The following is a 19510-nucleotide window of genomic DNA, read 5'->3' as shown; positions in this document are numbered from 1 at the left end:
AGCATAAGCGTAACATTACTGAGATATTCAGTTTACGGCAAGGCGGCGAGAATGGGCAGACGGCAGGGGAATTATCGGAATAGCGCCGCCGCTGGCGATCGGCGGCGGCGGGGTCAGGCTCAGCGGCGGTTGCGCACCAGCTGGTAGCGGCGGGTCAGATACTCTACCGGCGCACTCCAGATATGCACCAGGCGGCAGAACGGGAACAGCACGAACAGCGTCATGCCCAGCACCATGTGCAGCTTGAAGATAATCGCCACGCCTTCCAGGTGCGCAGAGGCGCCGGCGTGGAAGGTCACCACCGCCTGCGCCCAGGCCACCAGCTTCATCATTTCGCTGCCGTCCATATGCTGGGCGGAGAACGGAATGGTCAGCAGACCGAGGCACACCTGCACCACCAGCAACGTCAGGATCATGATGTCGGCGAAGCTGCTGGTGGCGCGCACCCGCGGGTTGGTCAACCGGCGCTTCAGCAACAGCGCGCCGCCGATCAGCGTCATCAGGCCGCAGGCGCCGCCGGCGATCATCGCCAGCTTCTGCTTCACGTCGATCGGCAGGAAGGCCTCATACATCCAGTGCGGCGTCAGCATGCCGAGGAAGTGGCCCGCGAAGATGCCGATAATGCCGATGTGAAACAGGTTGGACGCCAGCCGCATGCCCTTTTTATCCAGCATCTGGCTGGAGCCGGCGCGCCAGCTGTACTGCCCGTAGTCGTAACGCAACCAGCTGCCGATCAGGAATACCGCGCCGGCCAGATAAGGGTAGATATCGAAGAAGAACTGATTCAAAAATTGCATGATTAGCGTCCTTTGGTTCCGGTTAACGCATCCGTCAGGTCCAGATACTGTGGTGCCACCGCGCCGGCGAAGCGCCGCTGGTGCGCCGTCTGCTGGGCGGAGGCGCAGCCCTGTTCGCCGAGAAACTTGACCTGCTCCTCTTCCCACACCGCATCCAGCGCCTGCGGCGTATCGTCACGTGCCTCTTGCGCCACCTGGGGCTCCAGCGTCTGGGCCTGCACCTCGCTGCCGGACAGCGCCAGCAGCAGATCGAACAGCACCGCATACGGGCTTTCACGCTGTTGCAGGCGCGCGCCCAGCAGCGCCAGGATCGGCGCGATGTCCTGCAGCCCTTCACGCGCCTGCGCCGCACTGCGGCTGGCCAGATACTCCAGATACAGCGGCAGGAAATCCGGCAGCTCGCGGCTGTCGATCTCCAGCCCGGCGGCGCGGTACTGCGCCATCAGGTCAACCATCGCCTGGCCGCGATCGCGCGACTCGCCGTGCACGTGCTCAAACAGCAGCAGCGAGGTGGCGCGGCCGCGATCGAACAGCTCGCAATAGTCGGCCTGCACGTCCAGCAGCGGGCGGGCGCACAGGCGGCGGATAAACAGAATCAGCTGCGCGCTGTGGTGCAGATCCAGCTCGCTGGCCGGCTCCAGCGCTTCGATGAGCGCCTGCTGATGGTCAAACAGGACCTGCTCCGGGTAATCCAGCAGGCGGGCGATCACTTTCAGGCTGATCATGAGGCATCCTCCGGCCGCGCGGTTTTCGCGGTCACGTCGATGGCGTCGATACGGCGGCTGTTGAACAGGTTGAACTTGCCGTCGCTGCCGTGGCAGCCGTCGCCGAAACTGAAACCGCAGCCTTTGCTTTCCGGGAAGGCTTCGCGCGCCAGCTCGCGATGGCTCGACGGCACCACGAAGCGATCTTCATAGTTGGCGATCGCCAGGTAGCGGTACATCTCCTGCGCCTGCGTTTCGCTCAACCCAACCTGCTCCAGCGCACTGGTGTCCACCACGCCGTCGACGGTTTCCGCCCGCTTGTAGTGGCGCATCGCCAGCATGCGCTTCAGCGCCAGCAGCACCGGTTCGGTATCGCCGGCGGTCAGCAGGTTCGCCAGATACTGCACCGGAATGCGCAGGCTCTCGACGTCCGGCAACACGCCGCTGTGCGCCAGCTCGCCGGCGTCGGCGGCGGACTGAATCGGCGACAACGGCGGCACGTACCACACCATCGGCAGCGTGCGGTATTCCGGGTGCAGCGGCAGCGCCAGCTTCCAGTCCATCGCCATTTTGTACACCGGCGACTGCTGGGCGGCTTCAATGACGCCCTGCGGCACGCCGTCCGCCAGCGCCTGAGCAATCACCTTTGGATCATGCGGATCGAGGAAGATATCGAGCTGGCTCTGGTACAGATCCTTGTCGTTCTCCACCGCCGCCGCCTGCTCGATGCGGTCGGCATCGTACAGCAGCACGCCGAGGTAGCGAATGCGGCCGACGCAGGTCTCCGAACACACCGTCGGCTGCCCGGCTTCGATGCGCGGGTAGCAGAAGATGCACTTCTCGGACTTGCCGCTCTTCCAGTTGAAGTAGATTTTCTTGTACGGACAGCCGGTCAGGCACATGCGCCAGCCGCGGCACTTGTCCTGGTCGATCAGCACAATGCCGTCTTCGCCGCGCTTGTAGATCGCCCCGCTCGGGCAGGTGGCGACGCAGGCCGGGTTGAGGCAGTGTTCGCACAGGCGCGGCAGGTACATCATGAAGGTGTTTTCGAACTGGCCGTACATCGCCTTCTGCAGGTTGTCGAAATTCTTGTCCTGCGAGCGTTTTTCGAACTCCCCGCCGAGGATCTCCTCCCAGTTAGGGCCGCTTTCGATCTTGTTCATGCGCTGGCCGGTGATCAGCGAGCGCGGGCGAGCCACCGGCTGGTACTTGCCCTGTTTGGCGGTATGCAGATGCTGGTAGTCGTAATCGAACGGCTCGTAGTAGTCGTCCAGCGCCGGCACGTCCGGGTTGGCGAAGATTTTCGCCAGCACGCCGACGCGGTTGCCCATGCGCGGTTCCAGCTTGCCGTTGATTTTACGTATCCAGCCGCCCTTCCATTTTTCCTGATCTTCCCAGGCGTGCGGATACCCGACGCCGGGCTTGCTTTCCACGTTATTGAACCAGGCGTATTCCATACCTTCACGGCTGGTCCAGACGTTTTTGCAGGTGACCGAACAGGTGTGGCAACCGATGCACTTGTCCAGATTCAGCACCATGCCGACTTGCGAACGAATTTTCATTTGCTGTTCTCCTGCTGACTGCCCTGCGCGTAGTCGTTGCCTTCGTCGTCCAACCAATCAATGCGGTTCATCTTGCGCACCACCACGAACTCGTCGCGGTTGGAGCCGACGGTGCCGTAGTAGTTGAAGCCGTAGGCCAGCTGCGCATAGCCGCCGATCATGTGGGTCGGCTTCGGACAGGCTCGGGTCACCGAGTTGTGGATGCCGCCACGCTGGCTGGTGATCTCCGAACCCGGCAGATTCACGATGCGCTCCTGCGCGTGGTACATCATGGTCATACCGGCCGGGATACGCTGGCTGACCACCGCGCGCGCCGTCAGCGCGCCGTTGGCGTTGAAGGCCTCGATCCAGTCGTTGTCCGCGATGCCCAGATCTTTGGCGTCGTCTTCGCTCAGCCAGACGATCGGGCCGCCGCGCGACAGCGTCAGCATCAACAGGTTGTCGCTGTAGGTGGAGTGAATGCCCCACTTCTGGTGCGGCGTCAGGAAGTTCAGCGCCTTCTCCTTGTTGCCGTTCGGCTTGCTGTTGAGCAGCGGCTGGGCGGCGCGGGTGTCGATCGGCGGCCGGTATACCAGCAGGCTTTCTCCGAAGGCGCGCATCCACTCGTGGTCCTGATACAGCTGTTGACGGCCGCTGATAGTGCGCCACGGGATCAGCTCATGCACGTTGGTGTAACAGGCGTTGTAGGAAACGTGTTCGTCTTCCAGACCGGACCAGGTCGGGCTGGAGATGATTTTGCGCGGCTGCGCCTGAATGTCGCGGAAGCGAATTTTCTCGTCTTCCTTGTTCAGCGCCAGATGCCGGTGATCGCGGCCGGTGACGTTGCTCAGGGCCTCCCAGGCTTTTACCGCCACCTGGCCGTTGGTTTCCGGCGCCAGCGACAGGATCACTTCCGCCGCGTCTATTGCACTCTCAATCTTCGGCCGCCCCGCCGCCGGGCCGTCGGCCTTGACGTAGTTAAGCTGCTTGAGGAAGTCGACCTCGGTTTGGGTGTTCCAGCTGATGCCCTTGCCGCCGTTGCCCAGTTTGTCCAGCAGCGGCCCCAGCGAGGTGAAGCGCTCGTAGGTGGCCGGGTAATCGCGTTCCACCGCGATGATGTGCGGCGCGGTTTTGCCCGGGATCAGATCGCACTCGCCTTTCTTCCAGTCCTGCACGCCGTAAGGCTGCGCCAGTTCGGCGGCGGAATCGTGCTGGATAGGCAGGGTCACCACGTCGGTTTCCTGGCCCAGATGGCCGACGCACACCTCGGAGAAGGCCTTGGCGATGCCCTTGTAGATCTCCCAGTCGCTCTTCGAATCCCAGGCCGGATCGACCGCCGCCGACAGCGGATGGATGAACGGGTGCATGTCGGAGGTGTTCATGTCGTCTTTTTCGTACCAGGTGGCGGTCGGCAGCACCACGTCGGAGTACAGGCAGGTGCTCGACATGCGGAAATCGAGCGTCACCACCAGATCCAGCTTGCCTTCGCCGCCCTGCTCGCGCCATTCCACTTCCTGCGGCTTCACGCCGCCCTGCTGGCCGAGATCTTTCCCCTGAATGCCGTTTTCGGTGCCCAACAGGTATTTGAGCATGTACTCATGGCCCTTGCCGGAGGAGCCCAGCAGGTTGGAGCGCCAGACAAACAGGTTGCGCGGGAAATTCTGCGGATTGTCCGGCTGCTCGGCGGCGAAGCCCAGCGTGCCGTTTTTCAGGCTATCGACGGTGAACTCGACCGGCGACTGACCGGCCGCACGGGCCTGCTCCGCCAGGCGCAGCGGGTTGGTGCCCAGCTGCGGCGCCGACGGCAGCCAGCCCATGCGCTCGGCGCGCACGTTGAAGTCGATCAGGCTGCCGCCGAAGCGCGACTTGTCCGCCAGCGGCGACAGCAGCTCGTCGGTGCCGACGGTTTCATAGCGCCATTGGCTGGAATGGTTGTAGAAGAACGAGGTGCTGTTCATGTGGCGCGGCGGGCGCTGCCAGTCGAGGCCGAACGCCAGCGGCAGCCAGCCGGTTTGCGGCCGCAGTTTTTCCTGGCCGACGTAGTGCGCCCAGCCGCCGCCGCTCTGGCCGACGCAACCGCAGAAGATCAGCATATTGATCAGGCCGCGGTAGGTCATGTCCATGTGGTACCAGTGGTTGACGCCGGCGCCGACGATGATCATCGAACGGCCGTGGGTCTTCTCGGCGTTTTCCGCGAACTCGCGGGCAATGCGAATGATGTTGTGACGCGACACGCCGGTGATCTGCTCGGCCCAGGCCGGGCTGTAGGCCTTGACCTCGTCATAGTCGGCGGCGCAGTTGGCGTCGCCCAGCCCGCGTTCCAGACCGTAATTGGCAAGCTGCAGGTCATACACGCTGGTCACCAGCGCTTCGCTGCCGTCCGCCAGCTGCAGGCGTTTCACCGGCAGCTTGTGCAGCAGGATCTCGTCCAGCGCCACGCTGTTGAAATGCTCGCTGTCGGCGCCGCCGAAGTACGGGAAGCCCACCTCGGCCACGTCGTCATGCATGCCCAACAGGCTGAGCTGCAGCTCGACTTCCTGTTGCGACTTGCCCTCGCGCTGTTCCAGGTTCCACTTGCCCTTCTCGCCCCAGCGGAAGCCAATGGAGCCCTGCGGCGCCACCAGATCGCCGCTGCGGCTGTCGATAGCGACGGTTTTCCACTCGGGGTTGTTTTCCTGGCCCAGCCCGTCCACCAGATCGGCAGCGCGCAGCAGGCGGCCGGCGGCGTAATGGCCGCCTTCACGCGCTTCCAGCAGCACCAGCATCGGCATGTCGGTATAGCGGCGCACGTAGTCGCGGAAGTAGCCGACTTCGCGATCGAGATGGAACTCTTTCAGCATCACGTGGCCCATCGCCAGCGCCATCGCGCTGTCGGTGCCCTGCTTCGGATTCAGCCAGTGGTCGCACAGCTTGGCGACTTCGGCGTAGTCCGGCGTCACCGCCACGGTTTTGGTGCCCTTGTAACGCACTTCGGTAAAGAAGTGGGCGTCCGGGGTGCGCGTCTGCGGCACGTTGGAGCCCCAGGCGATAATGTAGGAGGAGTTGTACCAGTCGGCGGATTCCGGCACGTCGGTCTGCTCGCCCCAGGTCATCGGCGAGGCCGGCGGCAGATCGCAATACCAGTCGTAGAAGCTCAGGCAGGCGCCGCCGATCAGCGACAGGTAGCGGGCGCCGGCGGCGTAGGATACCATCGACATCGCCGGGATCGGCGAGAAGCCGATGATACGGTCCGGGCCGAAGGTTTTGGCGGTATAGACGTTGGCGGCGGCGATCAGTTCATTGACCTCCTGCCAGCTGGAGCGGACGAAGCCGCCGCGGCCGCGCGCCACCTTGTAGCTTTTGGCTTTTTCCGCATCGCCGACGATAGAGCCCCAGGCCGCGACCGGATCGCTGTGCTGCGCTTTCGCCTCGCGCCACAGCTTGAGCAGACGCTTGCGCATCAGCGGGTATTTCAGCCGGTTGGCGCTGTACAGGTACCAGGAGTAGCTGGCGCCGCGCGGGCAGCCGCGCGGTTCATGATTGGGCAGATCGGGCCGGGTGCGCGGGTAGTCGGTTTGCTGGGTTTCCCAGGTCACCAGGCCATTCTTCACGTAGATCTTCCAACTGCAGGAACCGGTACAGTTCACGCCGTGGGTGGAACGCACCACTTTGTCGTGCTGCCAACGGCTGCGATAGCCGTCTTCCCAGTCGCGGTTGGTGTTCAAGGTCTGGCCGTGCTCGCCAGAAAAAGGCTCCGCCAACTGCTTGAAATAGCGGAAACGGTCTAAAAATTTGCTCATCCGGAATGCTCCTGAAGGCTCTTGTCGTTATAAGAAGACATGCTCAATCTGCCGCCAGCCTACTGACGGCCAACCGGCAGCAAATTGATTGCGATCAAGAGAAAGCGGGAGGCGACGCGCGTATCGGGTGAGAAATACCACCAAAGTATAGGTGCGGGAGGTGATGTTAATCGGTTGAATTTAAATGAATAAAAGAGGCTGTCATGACAAAGACTGGCGGAAGGGAGGCAAGGCGGGGTATTTGGGGGTAGGACGCGGGAGAGACCTCCCGCGTGACGTTAACTCGACGCATTCAGCGCTGGAGCCACAGCGTCGCGGTACCCACGGCGGGCAACGCCAGCGCGATCTCCGCCCCCCCTTCCTGCTGCCGCCAGCCCGCCGGAAGGCGCAACCGGGTGCTTCCCTCTCGATAGTAAGGATTGGCTACCAGCAGCAAGGCGCGATCGCCCAGAATAAACATCCGCGCCGGCATTTGCGGATCGCTTCCCGCCAGCGGCGTCGATTTTCCCGTCAGCAGATAAGGGGTGAAAGCGGCGATTTGCTGCGACACGGCAGCCACACCGCGCCAGGTGGCGTCAAACTCCCGTTGGTCGAAGCGGCCGGTTTTGCGCTTGTAAAACAGATCGGTATAGGAATAAAACAACAGCCCCTTGGCGCCGCCGATCAACGCCTGCCAGGCCTGGTTGCGGATTTCCGCCTCTGACGGCGGATGTGGCTTACGGCGGGCGTCATAAGCGGCGTGATCCATGATTTGCATCACCACCCAGGCCCCGCGCGCCTGGCGGGCGGCCTGCACCGTGAGTTCGGTATAACGCGTGGTGCGCGTCAGATCGCTATCGTTCCCCACCGGGTAAGGGTCGGTCGCCAAAATGTCGCTGCTGTTGAAGTGAGCGTCCAACTCCCCGGTTTTGTTCAACACCTGGAAGGTGGGATGATCGCCGTCAAGCTGCTTTATTTGCAGGTTTTTTTCCTCGATCTTATCGAGATATTCCGGCCCCAGCTCATCGTTGATGTACCAGGCGAGTAGGTTGGGCTGAGAGCGCAAGCGCTGCACGTACCAGGCCGTCAGCGCCGCGTAATCGCCACCGCGCGCGGGCGGCGCGAAGCGGCTGCCGCGGTACTGATCTTTGACGGAGTAAATCACCAGCAGCCCGCGCTGGCGTGCGTTGCGGAAAAAGGCGTAAGGATCTTTCTTCTCCCCATAATCATAATTCAGCACCGTGTTGAATCCCGCCGATGCGATGCGCGCCAAATGCTCATCGGTAGCCACGTTGGCGTAAATACCCAACGGGAAAAGCCGTTGACCATCGCGCACGGTAAAGCCTTCGCTGTCGATCGCCACTTTGGCCGCAGGCTGCCCGACGCGAAAAGACAGCTCGCTGCCCTGTGCCGGTTGGGATTGCTGCCCGGTGACCTGCTGACGCAGGCGATATTCCCCCTGGGCCAGGCCGGTCGGCAGTGGGTATTCGATCCGGCGCTGCCCTTCAACCTGATAACGGTCGCGGCTACTGTGAACAACCTGCCCCTCGGCATTGAGCAATTCGCTGTCGACTTGCAAACGCTGCGGCTGCGGAGTGACCAACAGCGTGTCGACCTTCCCCTGCGCCGACGCGCCGAGCTGATACAACGCCGGCGTAGACGCTCGAGCACACGCATAGGCGTCGTCAAACCAGGCGGTACCGGTGCTCCCCTTGCGCAGATAGACGCCAAAAGTGACTCGCGCCGCCTGCGGCGGCACGGTATAGCTGGCGCTCACCTGCCGCCAGCCGCTGTCGCCGGTCACCCCTGCCGGATAGCTGCCTTCCAGAAAGCGCCCCTGCGCATCGAAGCTCTGCAGATAAACCCCGGCGCCGCCGTCGCGGCTTTGCCCGCGTACGTCATGGGTCTTGAGCCAGACGCCGAAATCGATCGTCTGCCCGGGCGCAACCCGCAGCATCTGACTGAAGGTGCGGTACTGCGCGGCATCTGCATTGTCATAACGCAGACTGCCACGGCCGCTGTGCGCATCGCCGTCGGCCTGTGCGCCCTGCGCACGCCAGCCGCTAAGCCCCTGCTCAAAGCCGGGGTTGGCCAACAGATTGGGTTGGCAGCTCTGCGCCAGAGCCGAAGCGCTCCACCAGGCGCAACAGCCCAGAGCCGCCATCTGATACATCCCCTTCATGGTCATTTCCTTTTCACCACGGCGTTGAACAGATAAGTGGCGAACAGATAGCAGGATTTCTGGTAAGACAGCCCCAAATGCTGACGGTAAATCCGCCATTGCCAGTCCGCGGCGCGGATTTTGTTGCCCGACAGCGAATGGGTAGACAATCGGTAACAGGCCAGCGGTTCGGGAATGCAGTAGGCCAGGCCGTTACGCGCCTTCTGCAGCACCGCCAGCCACATCAAATAGTCCTCATGACCCACTTTTTGCTGATACACCTTACCGATGCGCTTCTGGTTGTAGATGCCGGTGAGATTGCCGATCCAGTTGCTTTTCAACATGTCCTGATAGCCAATAAGCTCATCCGCACCCCGGGTGTTTTTGATCAACTTCAGGTCGTCTTCGAAGGTGTAATAATGGGAACACACCACGTCGTAGCGGCGGGTTTGCAAAATGCTCGCCTGGCGCGACAGCTTGTTGGGGAGCCATACGTCATCGCTGTCGCAGAAGGCGATATAGTCGCCCTTCGCCGCCTCAATGCCGATGTTGCGCGTTTCCGCCACGCCCTGGTTATGCTCATTGCGTATGTAGGTGAGGCGATCGTGGATAAACGGCCGCACCACCTCGGCAGTATCGTCGGTGGACGCATCATCGATCACATACAGGTGATAATCGGTAAATCGCTGATTCAGCACGCCTAGAATCGACTCTTTAATAGAGTGCGCCGCATTGTAGGCCGGCATTATCACGGATATCTTTTCCATTCTGTCCTCACTCGGTGAGCTGTTGCCACTCGGGATAAATACGTTCGGGAGAAAAACGACGGGACTTCTCTAACGCGGCGAGAGAAAAGTGCTCGCGCAAACCCGGATCGAGCATCAGTTTGATCACCCCTTCGCTGAAGGCGGCGGCGTCGTCATCGGGCACCAGATAGCCGTTGACGCCATCGTCTATCAACTCGGCCGGGCCGGTCTTGCAGTCGTAGGCCACCAGCGGCAGGCCGAAACTCATGGCTTCGATCAGCACCATCGGCAACCCTTCATAGCGAGAAGTCATCAGATACAGGCTGGCTTGGCGATAATAGGCCGCCACGTCGGCGGTGGCCGGCAGCAGGTTCACCTGCCGCTCCAACCCGGCGTCTTCAATCTGCCGCCGCAATACGTCGCGCTCCGGACCGTCGCCAATAATCAGCAGCCGCCAATCCGGCGCCTGCGCCGCCACTCCTCGCCACAACGCGATCAGACGATCGAAGCCTTTCTGATTGCTCAATCGCCCCACCGCCAGCGCCACCTTTTTCTGCAGCGTCGGCGTCGGCGCCTGCGTGCCGAACGGTGAAACGTTCTCGATCACCCGACATTTCCCAGCCCCCACCCAGCGGGCGATGGCGTCGCTATCTTGCCGCGTCAGAAAAATTACGCGGTCACACAGCCGGTAAACCAGCAACTTCAACCACTTAAATACGCGCGGATACTGGTGAAAGCTGACGTGTTCACTCAGCAGCAGCCGGCTGCGGGCACAGAACAAACGCAGAAAAGGCGTCATTACCACCGACAGTTTCCCCATGGAAACGGTAATGATCACGTCCGCGCGTTCACGCCGCAGGGCCATCGCCAGCCGCCATGGCCAGAACAGCGAATCGCCGCCGCCGCAGCGCAGCCGGACGTCGTTCGCCAGCGGAAAGAAGCTCCGCTCGCCAAACAGCGAAAACAGCGCCACCTCGTAACCCGGCAGACGCGCCAGCGCATTGGCCAAACCGCTGGCGACCCGTTCAGTTCCGCCCTTGCCCGCTATATTTTCGATAACGATGATTACCTTGCGTGGTTGCATATCATCTCCTGAATCCCTGGCGCACATTGCGCAGCAGCCGGCCGCCCACCGAGAACAACCCCAACCGCGCCAGACAATCGCCATACCATTTGATCATCTTGAACTTGCCGCTCAGGCTGCGCCGCACGATGCGCGACGAGTAATAATTGAACGCCTGGGCGTTCTCCGAATACAGCGAGGCCAGCAGGTGCTTGCAGGCGAATCCGCTGATATGGCGATCGCTGGGGCTGAGGAAGGTATTGATAAAGCGATCGCTGGCCTCCAGATTAAGCTTCGCCGTCATGCGCCCGTAGCGCCCTACGTCGAGAAACACCCCTCCGCCGGCGTCGTGCGCCACATGCGCGCCCAAATTGGTGGCATTGACCAAAAAGCCCCAATCCTGATGCTTATTGAGGAACTCGGGAAATAAAAAGCGGCGATCGCTTTTTTTACGTATGCTGATGGTGGATGAACGAATATCGCCCATTTCCAGAAAAAGAAAATCTTCGCCGGAAGAACCGGATTTGTAGTGGAAGTTGAAGTCACGTACCGAATCGCCGCTCACCTCCGCATAGTTACCGAAGATAATATCAATATGGCGATCTTCATGTTTATTCATGCGGCGGATAATATAGTTGGTTGTGAAGTAATCATCGGAATCGAGAAAAAACACGATCTCCGATTGCGCCAACTTGATGCCTAAGTTACGCGATACCGCCGCATTGCTCTTCTTTTTTTTCTCGTGCAGCATCACATTGCTATTGGTTGCTGCTATCTGGCGAATATATTTAATATCATCCTCGTCAGAGCAATCATCAACCAAAATCACCTGATAGTCGAACCCCTGGCAAGCGTTGAAAACCCGCTTCAGAGTTTTAGGCAGATAGCGTGCACTATTGTAAATAGGGATCACGATCGAGAAATCCATTTCTTAACCCTCTAATTTAGAATTTATCATTTCTTTTCCACGGCAAAGCAACAATAACGACACGTTAAATACCGGGACCAAAAAATAGGTTTCCGTCAACGTTGTTAACAGGAAAACCACCACCACCCAGCGCATGAACCGACTCAGCTTGCGCATGTTACCCAACAGGTGAAAATAACAGAAAAGCATGACGACAGAGGCGAGGCCACCGGCCGAATAAAACATGGCAATGAAGAAGAAATCGACGGGTTTATAAGGTTCTATATTCATGCCGAACAGCGGGTTGGGTAGCCCCACCGACTGAAACATCTGCCAGGAGAACCAGACTCGCCCGGTCAACGCCTGGTTCAAGAGGACATCCAATGCCGGATTGCTGCCCCAGAGCATAACGCTGGCGAATTGAAAGCCGACAATAACCAACGTCAGCACGATGCAGACTTTTCTATTGGGGGCGACACGCAGCAGCGGCGCCAGCCAAAACAGCAATAACATCAACAACGCCAGCATAAAACAGGTGCGAGAATAGGAATACATCAGCACCGGGAGAATTAACGCCGACACCGCCAACGACGCGATATTTTTCATTCCACGCGTTAGTTTCGCATGGTCGATCAGGCACAGCAGCGTGGCGAACAAGGCAAAAGAATAATACGCCAGGGTATTCGGGTTATCGAAACCCAGCGTTAATCTGTTGCCGTAACGTTCATCAAGATAAACAAACCCATTGGTGTAAAAGCTATAGGGAATGACCATCAGCAACCCTGCCACCACAAAGGCGATGGCAAACATTTCAGCGCCACGTCCCATGTCTATGCGGCGAAATAAAATGATCACCGCCGTGCTGAATACCGCGCCAAACAGATAATCCCCATGCCCGGTGGCAATATTAACCAGAAACAACAGAGCCAAAAAACCCGCAACCGCTTTTTCCGCCAGCGTAGCGATAAAAAATGCATAACCGACATAGAGCAACATCAGGCCATTAAGCCCCATCACGGTTTTATTAATCAGCTCGCTGTTGAACGATCCCGAGGTCAGGAAGGTTTTCACGAAAAACATCAGCAGAAAGGTCAATACGATGGATTGATTGACTAAATCCCGCGACTGATTATAACCGGCGTTGGCATGCATTTGAAAATTGGAGGCGACTCTTTGCATAAGTGTTTACTCAGTAAAATAACTGCCCCATTCCTGCTCAATGTTTTTCGGCATCAGCTTGCTTAACCCCGCGCCAGGCGTAAACGTCAACTCACCGAAATACACCTTCTCGCCGACCTGGTAGAAATCCACGCGGACATAAGAGAACTGCTGCGCTGTCTGGCGAGCCAAACGCGTCATTTCGTCCAGCCGCGTAGGGCGCGGCATCGGTTCGTCGGCATTCGGCAAGCTGATACGAATTTCGGTGCGGTTCCAGTCGATATCGAAAATATCGCGCCGATGAGTGCCGAAACGCTGATAGTCCACCTGGATGAACATGCGAATTTCATGATTGTCGTTAAAACAATGAAACTTGATATCGTTCGGCACCTGCTCGCCATCCAGCAACAGGCGCTCCACCATGATGCAGGGTTCGATATCCAGATAATGCTTTTCGCGACTCTGCTCGTAAAAGTTGCTGCGCATCCACGCGTTGCTGAGATCGTACAACTCCGCGTAGCTCACCTGCTGCTTGTCGAACACCAACCGGTTATAACCGCTGCCGTGGTTGGCCTTCAGCACGAAGGCGTTGGGCAATTGCCTGAACATGTCGTAGCTGAGCTCAGTGCCATGCGCATACAGCTCCACCAGATACTCCTCGCCCCACAGACCGGCGATAAATTCACGTACCTTGAACTTGTCCGACAAGGTGGTGTAGATGCTGCGCGGATAAATTTTGCGACGCATGATCTTTTCGCTGAAGCCGGTCGGTTTTGACAGGTGCGGCAGCTTCTTGAAATAGAGCGCGTATTTAACCTGATGGTGCCAGGCATCGGGCAGGCGTTTGGAAATGTTTTTAACCAGGATGTTTAACATGTTCTCTCCTTAATTTGCTGACAAGACGCGGCAAGCAGTAAAAACAGGTCAGCTGCAGTCGGGTAATTTTTCCGCCACGGAATAAACTGTTCAGCACGAAGAACGAAATGAATTCCGCCAGCAGCGTAGACACCGCCGCACCGATCAGGCCGTAGCGCGGGATCAGCAGCAGATTCATCACCACGTTCGCCACGGCCACCAACGGCATCTTGATGGCGATAAAGCGATAGCCGGCGAACAGCACGATGCTGCGGTACGAAACCGTCCCCATGACCGAGAACAGCGAGGTCAGCGTACAAATGGCCAGGATGCTGGCGGCCGGTTGGAAAGCGGCACCGTACAGCAGCGCAATGGCCGGGTGGGCGAACCACCACAGGCCCAGCAACACCGGCAACGACAGGCCCAAGACCACCAGATAAAGCACCCGGATACGGTATTCCTGCTCCAACGGATCGCGACAGCTGGCAATGCCCGGCATCAACGAGGTGATCAGCGCCATCGGCACGAACACCCAGCCTTGGCTGAGGGTGGTGGCGGCACTGAACCAGCCTACCGCCTGCTCGCCGACCAGATTGCCCAGCATGATTTGATCGATGCGGGTATAGATCACTATCGACAGGCTGGAGATGGCCAGCGGCAGGCCCACCTTGAGCAAATAACGGCCATAGCGCCCGGCCTGGCGCGGCGTAACCCGCGGCGAGGCCGCAGCTTCGCCACGGAATAACCAGAGGCGCGCCAGGTAAGGGACGGCGCTGCTGAGGATGTAGGGCACCGCGAACCACACCAGCGGCAGCGCGGCGCTCACCAGCGCCAGCCGCAGCCCGATCGACAGCAGCAGCGCCAGGTTGTTGATCAGCGTATTGCGTTTCGACTGCAGGCGGGCATCGTAATAAATCTTGTACACGTCCTGAATCGAGAAATAGGCGCTGACAAGCAGCAACAGCGTCATCAGTTGGCTGGCGGGCGATTGGCTGAAATAGCTCCATGTCAGTATCGGCAGCGTCACCGCCAGGAACAGCCAACGGCGCAGGCGTATTGACGCCAGCATCAGGCGAATGCCGCTTGGTTGTCGGCGGGCGACGCGGTTGAAAATGATGCTGTCGGCGCCCAACTGTACCAGTGGCACCACGATGGCAATCGTCGCCAACAGATAGTTGAGCGCGCCAAACTGCGCGGGCCCCAGATAGCGCGCAACGTAAATGGAGACGAAGATGCCGGACAGGCTGAGCGAAACGCGTTCGAGCATCAGCCACAGGGCATTGGTGATAATGGCCTTCACCCGCTTATTCCCCTGCCTGCGGGCTATCTTCCCGATGGCTTGGGTAGGCGAAGTTGTAGTAGCTCATGTCGGTTGCCGCCTTCTTCACCATGCCGTTGAGGATCACGCCCTTGATCCCCACCCCATTCTGTTCGAAACGGCGCATGCTGGTTTCGATCTGCTTGACGGTGTTGACCTCAAAACGCACCACCAGCAGCGAGGTGCCGGCGTGATTGCCGACGATCGCCGCATCCGTCACCGCCAGAATCGGCGGCGTATCGATCAGCACCAGATCGTAGTTTTGCCCGGCCCAGCGCAGAAAATCGGCGAAACGGCGATGCATCAACAGTTCGGACGGGTTCGGCGGCACCTGGCCGCGCGGCACGAAGTCCAGATTGGCGATGGCGGTTTTCCGCACCGCCTGTTCCGCCATCACGTTGCCCACCAGCAGGTCGGACAGGCCCTGATGCCCGTCATCCGCCAGCCAGCGGTGCAAGAAGCCTTTGCGCATATCGGCGTCGATCAACAGCACCCGCTGCCCGGCCTGCGCCACCACCACCGCCAGGTTGGTGCTGGTAAAGCTCTTGCCGCTTTCCGGGCTGGCACCGGAGACCATCAGAATGTTGTTCTTGGCCTCCATCATGGCGAAATGCAGGCTGGTGCGCAGGCTGCGGATCGCTTCCACCGACAGATCCGTCGGTTCGGCCACCGCCAGGATCGGCAAACGCCGGCCGCCGGATTTAGGCAGCAAATGACGCTGTTCGCGGTTGCGCTTCACCTGCCACGGCGACAGCGGCACGGTGGCGTAGACGTTGATGCCCCGTCTCTCCAGGGTATCGATGTCATTGATGCCGCGATGGAAAGCCGCGCGCAACAGCACGACCGAGGCGGCGCCCGCCGCGCCCAGCAGCAGCGCCAACAGCACGATCAACGCCTTTTGCGGCTTGATCGGCCGGATAGCGGTTTCCGCCTCGTCGATGATGCGAACGTTGCCCACCGTGCCGGCCTTGCTGATGCTCAGCTCCTGCTGCTTGTTCATCAGCTGCATGTAAACCTGTTGATCCACCTGCACGTCGCGGGTGAGGCGCAGGATCTCCTGCTGCATTTTCGGCAGCGTTTGCACCTGTTTACCCAGCCGCGCCTTTTCCGCCTCCAGCGTGGCGCGCTTTTCCAGCAGCGCCCGGTAAGCCGGGTGCACACGGGTGTAGAGCTTGGAGATCTCCGCTTCCTTGAAGGTCAGTTCGTTGAGCTGGGCCTCGAGCTGCACCTGAGTATCCAGCACCGATTTGGCTTCCAGCGACAGATCCACCGAGTCGTTTTGCTGGCGGAATTGATTGAGCTGGGTTTCGGCGTTGTTCAATGAGGTTTGCGTTTGCGGCAGCTGCTCTTGCAGGAACGCCAGCATACGCTGCGTCTCTTCCGTTTTGCGATCCACGTTCTGCTGCAGATAGTTGTCGGTGATGTTCTTCAGCATCGCCTCGGCATTCTGCGGATCTTCGCTCGGCAGCGTAAAGGTCATGATGCCGCTGTCCTTGCCACCCGGCACCACGTCCAGGTATTTACGCAGATCGTCCACCGCTTTTTGACGCGCGACTTTGACCACGGTAAAGCTGGCGCCCGGCGCCGCGTCCAGCGCCGAGACGGTCATGTTCCAACCGCCCTGCGTCACCGGCTGCCCGACCACGCCGCTGAACAGTTTGTCGCCGTCATGGCTCAATTCGTAATGCTGTCCGTCGCGCACCGTCAGCGTCAGCGTTTCGTCCAGCATGTCCTCCGGCGTCGTCAGCGTGGCAATGTCCAGGACCGGCGGCTTTTCGCCGCTCAGCCGGGCAAAGCCTTTGCCGAACACCGGGAAATAGTCCGGGCTGACGCGCACCGTCAGGCCGAGGGCGTCCACCGTTTTGCCCAGCACGTAGCGTGACTTGACCAGCGTCACCTCATCCTCCGTCGCCGAACTTTGCCCCATCGAGCTGTCCAGCGTTTCACGCAGCAGCGAATCGCCGGACAGCTGCTTCTCCACCTGCACCACCGCCGTGGCCTGGTATACCGGGGTGGCCAGCAGGGCGTAGGCAACACCCAGCACGCCGGCCAAACCGGTCACGGCGGCGATCCGCCAACGGTTATCCCACAGCGGCCCGATCAGGCGCTCCCACTCCAGCTTTTCATCTTGTTCGGCCACCATCACGGACAGCGCATTGTTTTTCATCTTCTGTTCCTTATTCACCCTGCGGAGTTACCAGTTGCGCACGCGCAAGGTAGCCTCGCTGAGATCGTTAAAGCTGCTGATGGTCGGCACCAGCTGGCTGATCAAACGGTTCCAGCGCGCGACCGGCGCCGCAGTGACGTACACGACGTCGTAAGGTTCCAGCTGAAATTCAGCGCCCATCGCCAGCGCGCTGGCGTCGGAGAGATCGAACTGATACAGCGTCGCCAGCCGCTGCGGCGTTTTACCGCCGCTCGGCCGGATCACGAATACCCCGGTCGCATCCGCCACCGTCTGGCTGATCCCTTCGGAAGATCCGAGGGCTTCAGTCAGGGTCATGCCGCTGCGATCCATCTTCAGCGTCGCTTGCTTACCCACCTCGCCCATCACGAACACTTTCAGTTCGTCATTGCGCGGGATGTAGAGGATGTCGCCCGGCTGCAGCAGCGCGTTCTGGCTGATGTCGCCGCGCTGCATCAGCGCCTGCAGCGAGATAGCCCGCTCCTTGCCCTGATGGGTCAGCACCACGTTGCGCCAGTCGGCGTTGTCCGTCAGGCCGCCGGCGGCGTTGATCGCGTCCAGGATGGTCAACGGCACGTTGGTGATCGCCTGTTGGCCGGAGGTTTTCACTTCGCCGGTCACGTAAGCCTTCTGCGAGCGGAAAGCGGCGATGCTGACGTCCACCTGCGGGCTTTCCACATACTGCGCCAGACGGCCGGCAATCAGGCTGCGCACTTCGGTGACGGTCTTGCCCACCACCGCCACGCGCCCGATATAGGGATAAAAGATCGTGCCATCCGCATGCACCCAGTTGCCGGTGTCACTGGCGCTGCGGTACTGCCCGGCCGGCGTGGTCAACTCGGGGTGATCCCAAACCGTGACGTTCAACACGTCGCCGACGCCGATGCGGTATTGATAACTCTGCAACCGCTGATCCAGCGCCGGGTTCGGCCGGGCGACCGGTTCTACGCGCCGCATTTTCTGCAGCAGCATCGGCGACATGCGATAGACCTGTACCTGGTTATTCAAATCGAAATCGTCGTCCTGCTGCACGACGATGGCTTTTCCACTGGTCGGTAAATGCGAGCCGGGGACCACCGTACAACCGCTCAACAGCGCGGAGGTGCAGACCAACGGCATCAAAAGGGCCAAATGAAGATTCATGGAGGTACCGTGATAGACGGGCTGCTGCCGCAGCCCGTGAGAGGATTATCGGCCAACGCTGGGGTTGTCGCGGAGTACCGTTGCCTGGCGCGGTTCACGCAGCATGGCGAAATAACCGCAGAAACAGAGCAGAAACGCCACCAGCATCAGGCTTTCCTGCAGCTTCAACACTTCGCTGCAAATGCCGACGCAGGCCAGCGTCACCGCCAGCATGGTGCTCATTGCCAGCGCCTGGCGTGCATTGAGCCCGCGGCGCATCAAAATATGGTGTAAGTGATCGCGGCCCGCTTTGAAGGGGCTTTGGCGGCGCAACAGGCGGCGCACCATCACGGTCACCATGTCCATCAGGGGAATGGCGATCAACCACAGCGCGGTGACCGGGCGCATCACCGACTGCGGCCCCTGCGTCGCCAGCAACACCAGCCACAGCACGCTGAAGCCGATCACCATGCTGCCGGCGTCTCCCATAAAGATCTTGTTGCGCGCACCGAACAGGCTCAGGTTAAACAGCAGATAAGCCGCCAGCGCGACGATCAGACCCAGACACCACAGCGCCAGGTCTTCCCGGCCGCCCAATCCGAACAGGATGGCCAACGCCACGAAGGTGACGCAGGACAAGGCGCCCAGCTGCCCATCGATGCCATCGACCATGTTGTAGGCGTTGATCGCCCCCCAGACCGCCAGCGGCGTAAGCAGCAGCGCGCCATAACCGAGCATCACTTCCTGATGGCCCCAGACATAGCCCAGCGAGGAAAGCTGCATCCCTGCCGCCAGCATCATCGCCAGCGCGATCCCTCCCTGCACCATGACGCGCGGCGCCACGGGCAGATCAAAGCGGTCATCCAGTACGCCCAACACCACCAGCGCCGTGACACACAACAGATAGACGGCGCTGTCGGGCAGCCAGGCGGGTTGCCACAGCGTCATCAGCGTCAGCGTCAGGTACACGGCGATGCCGCCGACCAGCGGAATATGCCCCAGATGTTGCTTGCGCGCATTGGGCTTATCCACCAACCCCACCACCAAAGCGGCCCGGCGGGCAATAAGCACCCAGGCGACCGCCAGCACAAATATCACGCTCAGTTGATATAACATCGTTCCTCCAGCGAATAAGCACGCTACCGCCCTTGAGTTACAGCTCCCAATGCGCTATTAACAAAAACAAAATTGATCC

Annotated in this window: 14 protein-coding genes; all 14 read right to left on the bottom strand. The window is 60.1% G+C overall.

Translation table 11 applies throughout. The features are described from left to right. Positions 1-119 precede the first annotated feature (119 nt). Positions 120-797, bottom strand: a complete 678-nt coding sequence (gene narI / locus WCL58_RS01090) for a respiratory nitrate reductase subunit gamma (protein ID WP_025303199.1) — start codon at positions 795-797, stop codon at positions 120-122. A gap of 2 nt (positions 798-799) precedes the next feature. Then, positions 800-1522 carry a nitrate reductase molybdenum cofactor assembly chaperone gene (gene narJ, locus WCL58_RS01085; RefSeq protein WP_060439744.1) on the bottom strand — a complete coding sequence of 241 codons (723 nt, stop codon included), beginning with the start codon at positions 1520-1522 and terminating at the stop codon, positions 800-802. Next, complete coding sequence (gene narH, locus WCL58_RS01080; RefSeq protein ID WP_336850335.1) at positions 1519-3063, bottom strand: nitrate reductase subunit beta; 1545 nt, start codon at positions 3061-3063, stop codon at positions 1519-1521. Before narH ends, narJ begins: the two co-directional genes overlap by 4 nt. Then, positions 3060-6821: a nitrate reductase subunit alpha gene (locus WCL58_RS01075; RefSeq protein ID WP_149571126.1), complete on the bottom strand. Its 3762-nt coding sequence runs from the start codon at positions 6819-6821 to the stop codon at positions 3060-3062. Before WCL58_RS01075 ends, narH begins: the two co-directional genes overlap by 4 nt. 292 nt (positions 6822-7113) lie before the next feature. Next, positions 7114-8973, bottom strand: coding sequence for a carbohydrate binding domain-containing protein (locus tag WCL58_RS01070; RefSeq protein ID WP_443004959.1), 1860 nt, complete (start codon positions 8971-8973; stop codon positions 7114-7116). Between the two features lie 11 nt (positions 8974-8984). Further along, entirely contained in the window at positions 8985-9728 is a 744-nt protein-coding gene (locus tag WCL58_RS01065; protein ID WP_060424048.1) for a glycosyltransferase family 2 protein, read from the bottom strand. Positions 9729-9735: 7 nt separating this feature from the next. Continuing rightward, positions 9736-10791: a glycosyltransferase family 4 protein gene (locus WCL58_RS01060; protein WP_336850331.1), complete on the bottom strand. Its 1056-nt coding sequence runs from the start codon at positions 10789-10791 to the stop codon at positions 9736-9738. 1 nt (position 10792) lies between these two features. Continuing rightward, positions 10793-11698: a glycosyltransferase family 2 protein gene (locus tag WCL58_RS01055; protein WP_038876980.1), complete on the bottom strand. Its 906-nt coding sequence runs from the start codon at positions 11696-11698 to the stop codon at positions 10793-10795. A gap of 3 nt (positions 11699-11701) precedes the next feature. Next, positions 11702-12856, bottom strand: coding sequence for a hypothetical protein (locus WCL58_RS01050; RefSeq protein ID WP_102984511.1), 1155 nt, complete (start codon positions 12854-12856; stop codon positions 11702-11704). Between the two features lie 6 nt (positions 12857-12862). Further along, a complete protein-coding gene (locus WCL58_RS01045; RefSeq protein WP_060440674.1) occupies positions 12863-13711 on the bottom strand; it encodes an ATP-grasp fold amidoligase family protein in 849 nt (282 codons plus the stop codon). Continuing rightward, positions 13692-14990: a flippase gene (locus WCL58_RS01040; RefSeq protein WP_038876976.1), complete on the bottom strand. Its 1299-nt coding sequence runs from the start codon at positions 14988-14990 to the stop codon at positions 13692-13694. The genes WCL58_RS01045 and WCL58_RS01040 overlap by 20 nt, the downstream gene beginning before the upstream one ends. A gap of 4 nt (positions 14991-14994) precedes the next feature. Continuing rightward, complete coding sequence (locus WCL58_RS01035) at positions 14995-17175, bottom strand: polysaccharide biosynthesis tyrosine autokinase (RefSeq protein ID WP_336850330.1); 2181 nt, start codon at positions 17173-17175, stop codon at positions 14995-14997. 27 nt (positions 17176-17202) lie between these two features. Next, the gene (locus WCL58_RS01030; protein ID WP_060424060.1) at positions 17203-18336 is read right to left on the bottom strand and encodes a polysaccharide export protein; all 1134 of its coding nucleotides are present in this window, start codon (positions 18334-18336) and stop codon (positions 17203-17205) included. Positions 18337-18381: 45 nt separating this feature from the next. Continuing rightward, complete coding sequence (wecA, locus tag WCL58_RS01025) at positions 18382-19431, bottom strand: UDP-N-acetylglucosamine--undecaprenyl-phosphate N-acetylglucosaminephosphotransferase (RefSeq protein ID WP_060424063.1); 1050 nt, start codon at positions 19429-19431, stop codon at positions 18382-18384. Positions 19432-19510 lie beyond the last annotated feature (79 nt).

Source organism: Serratia sp. TMDUHS_CL, assembly GCF_037137105.1.
Taxonomy (GTDB): domain Bacteria; phylum Pseudomonadota; class Gammaproteobacteria; order Enterobacterales; family Enterobacteriaceae; genus Serratia; species Serratia nevei.
The sequence above is the reverse complement of the archived record's forward strand: the minus strand, read 5'-3'. Positions and strand labels throughout refer to the sequence as shown.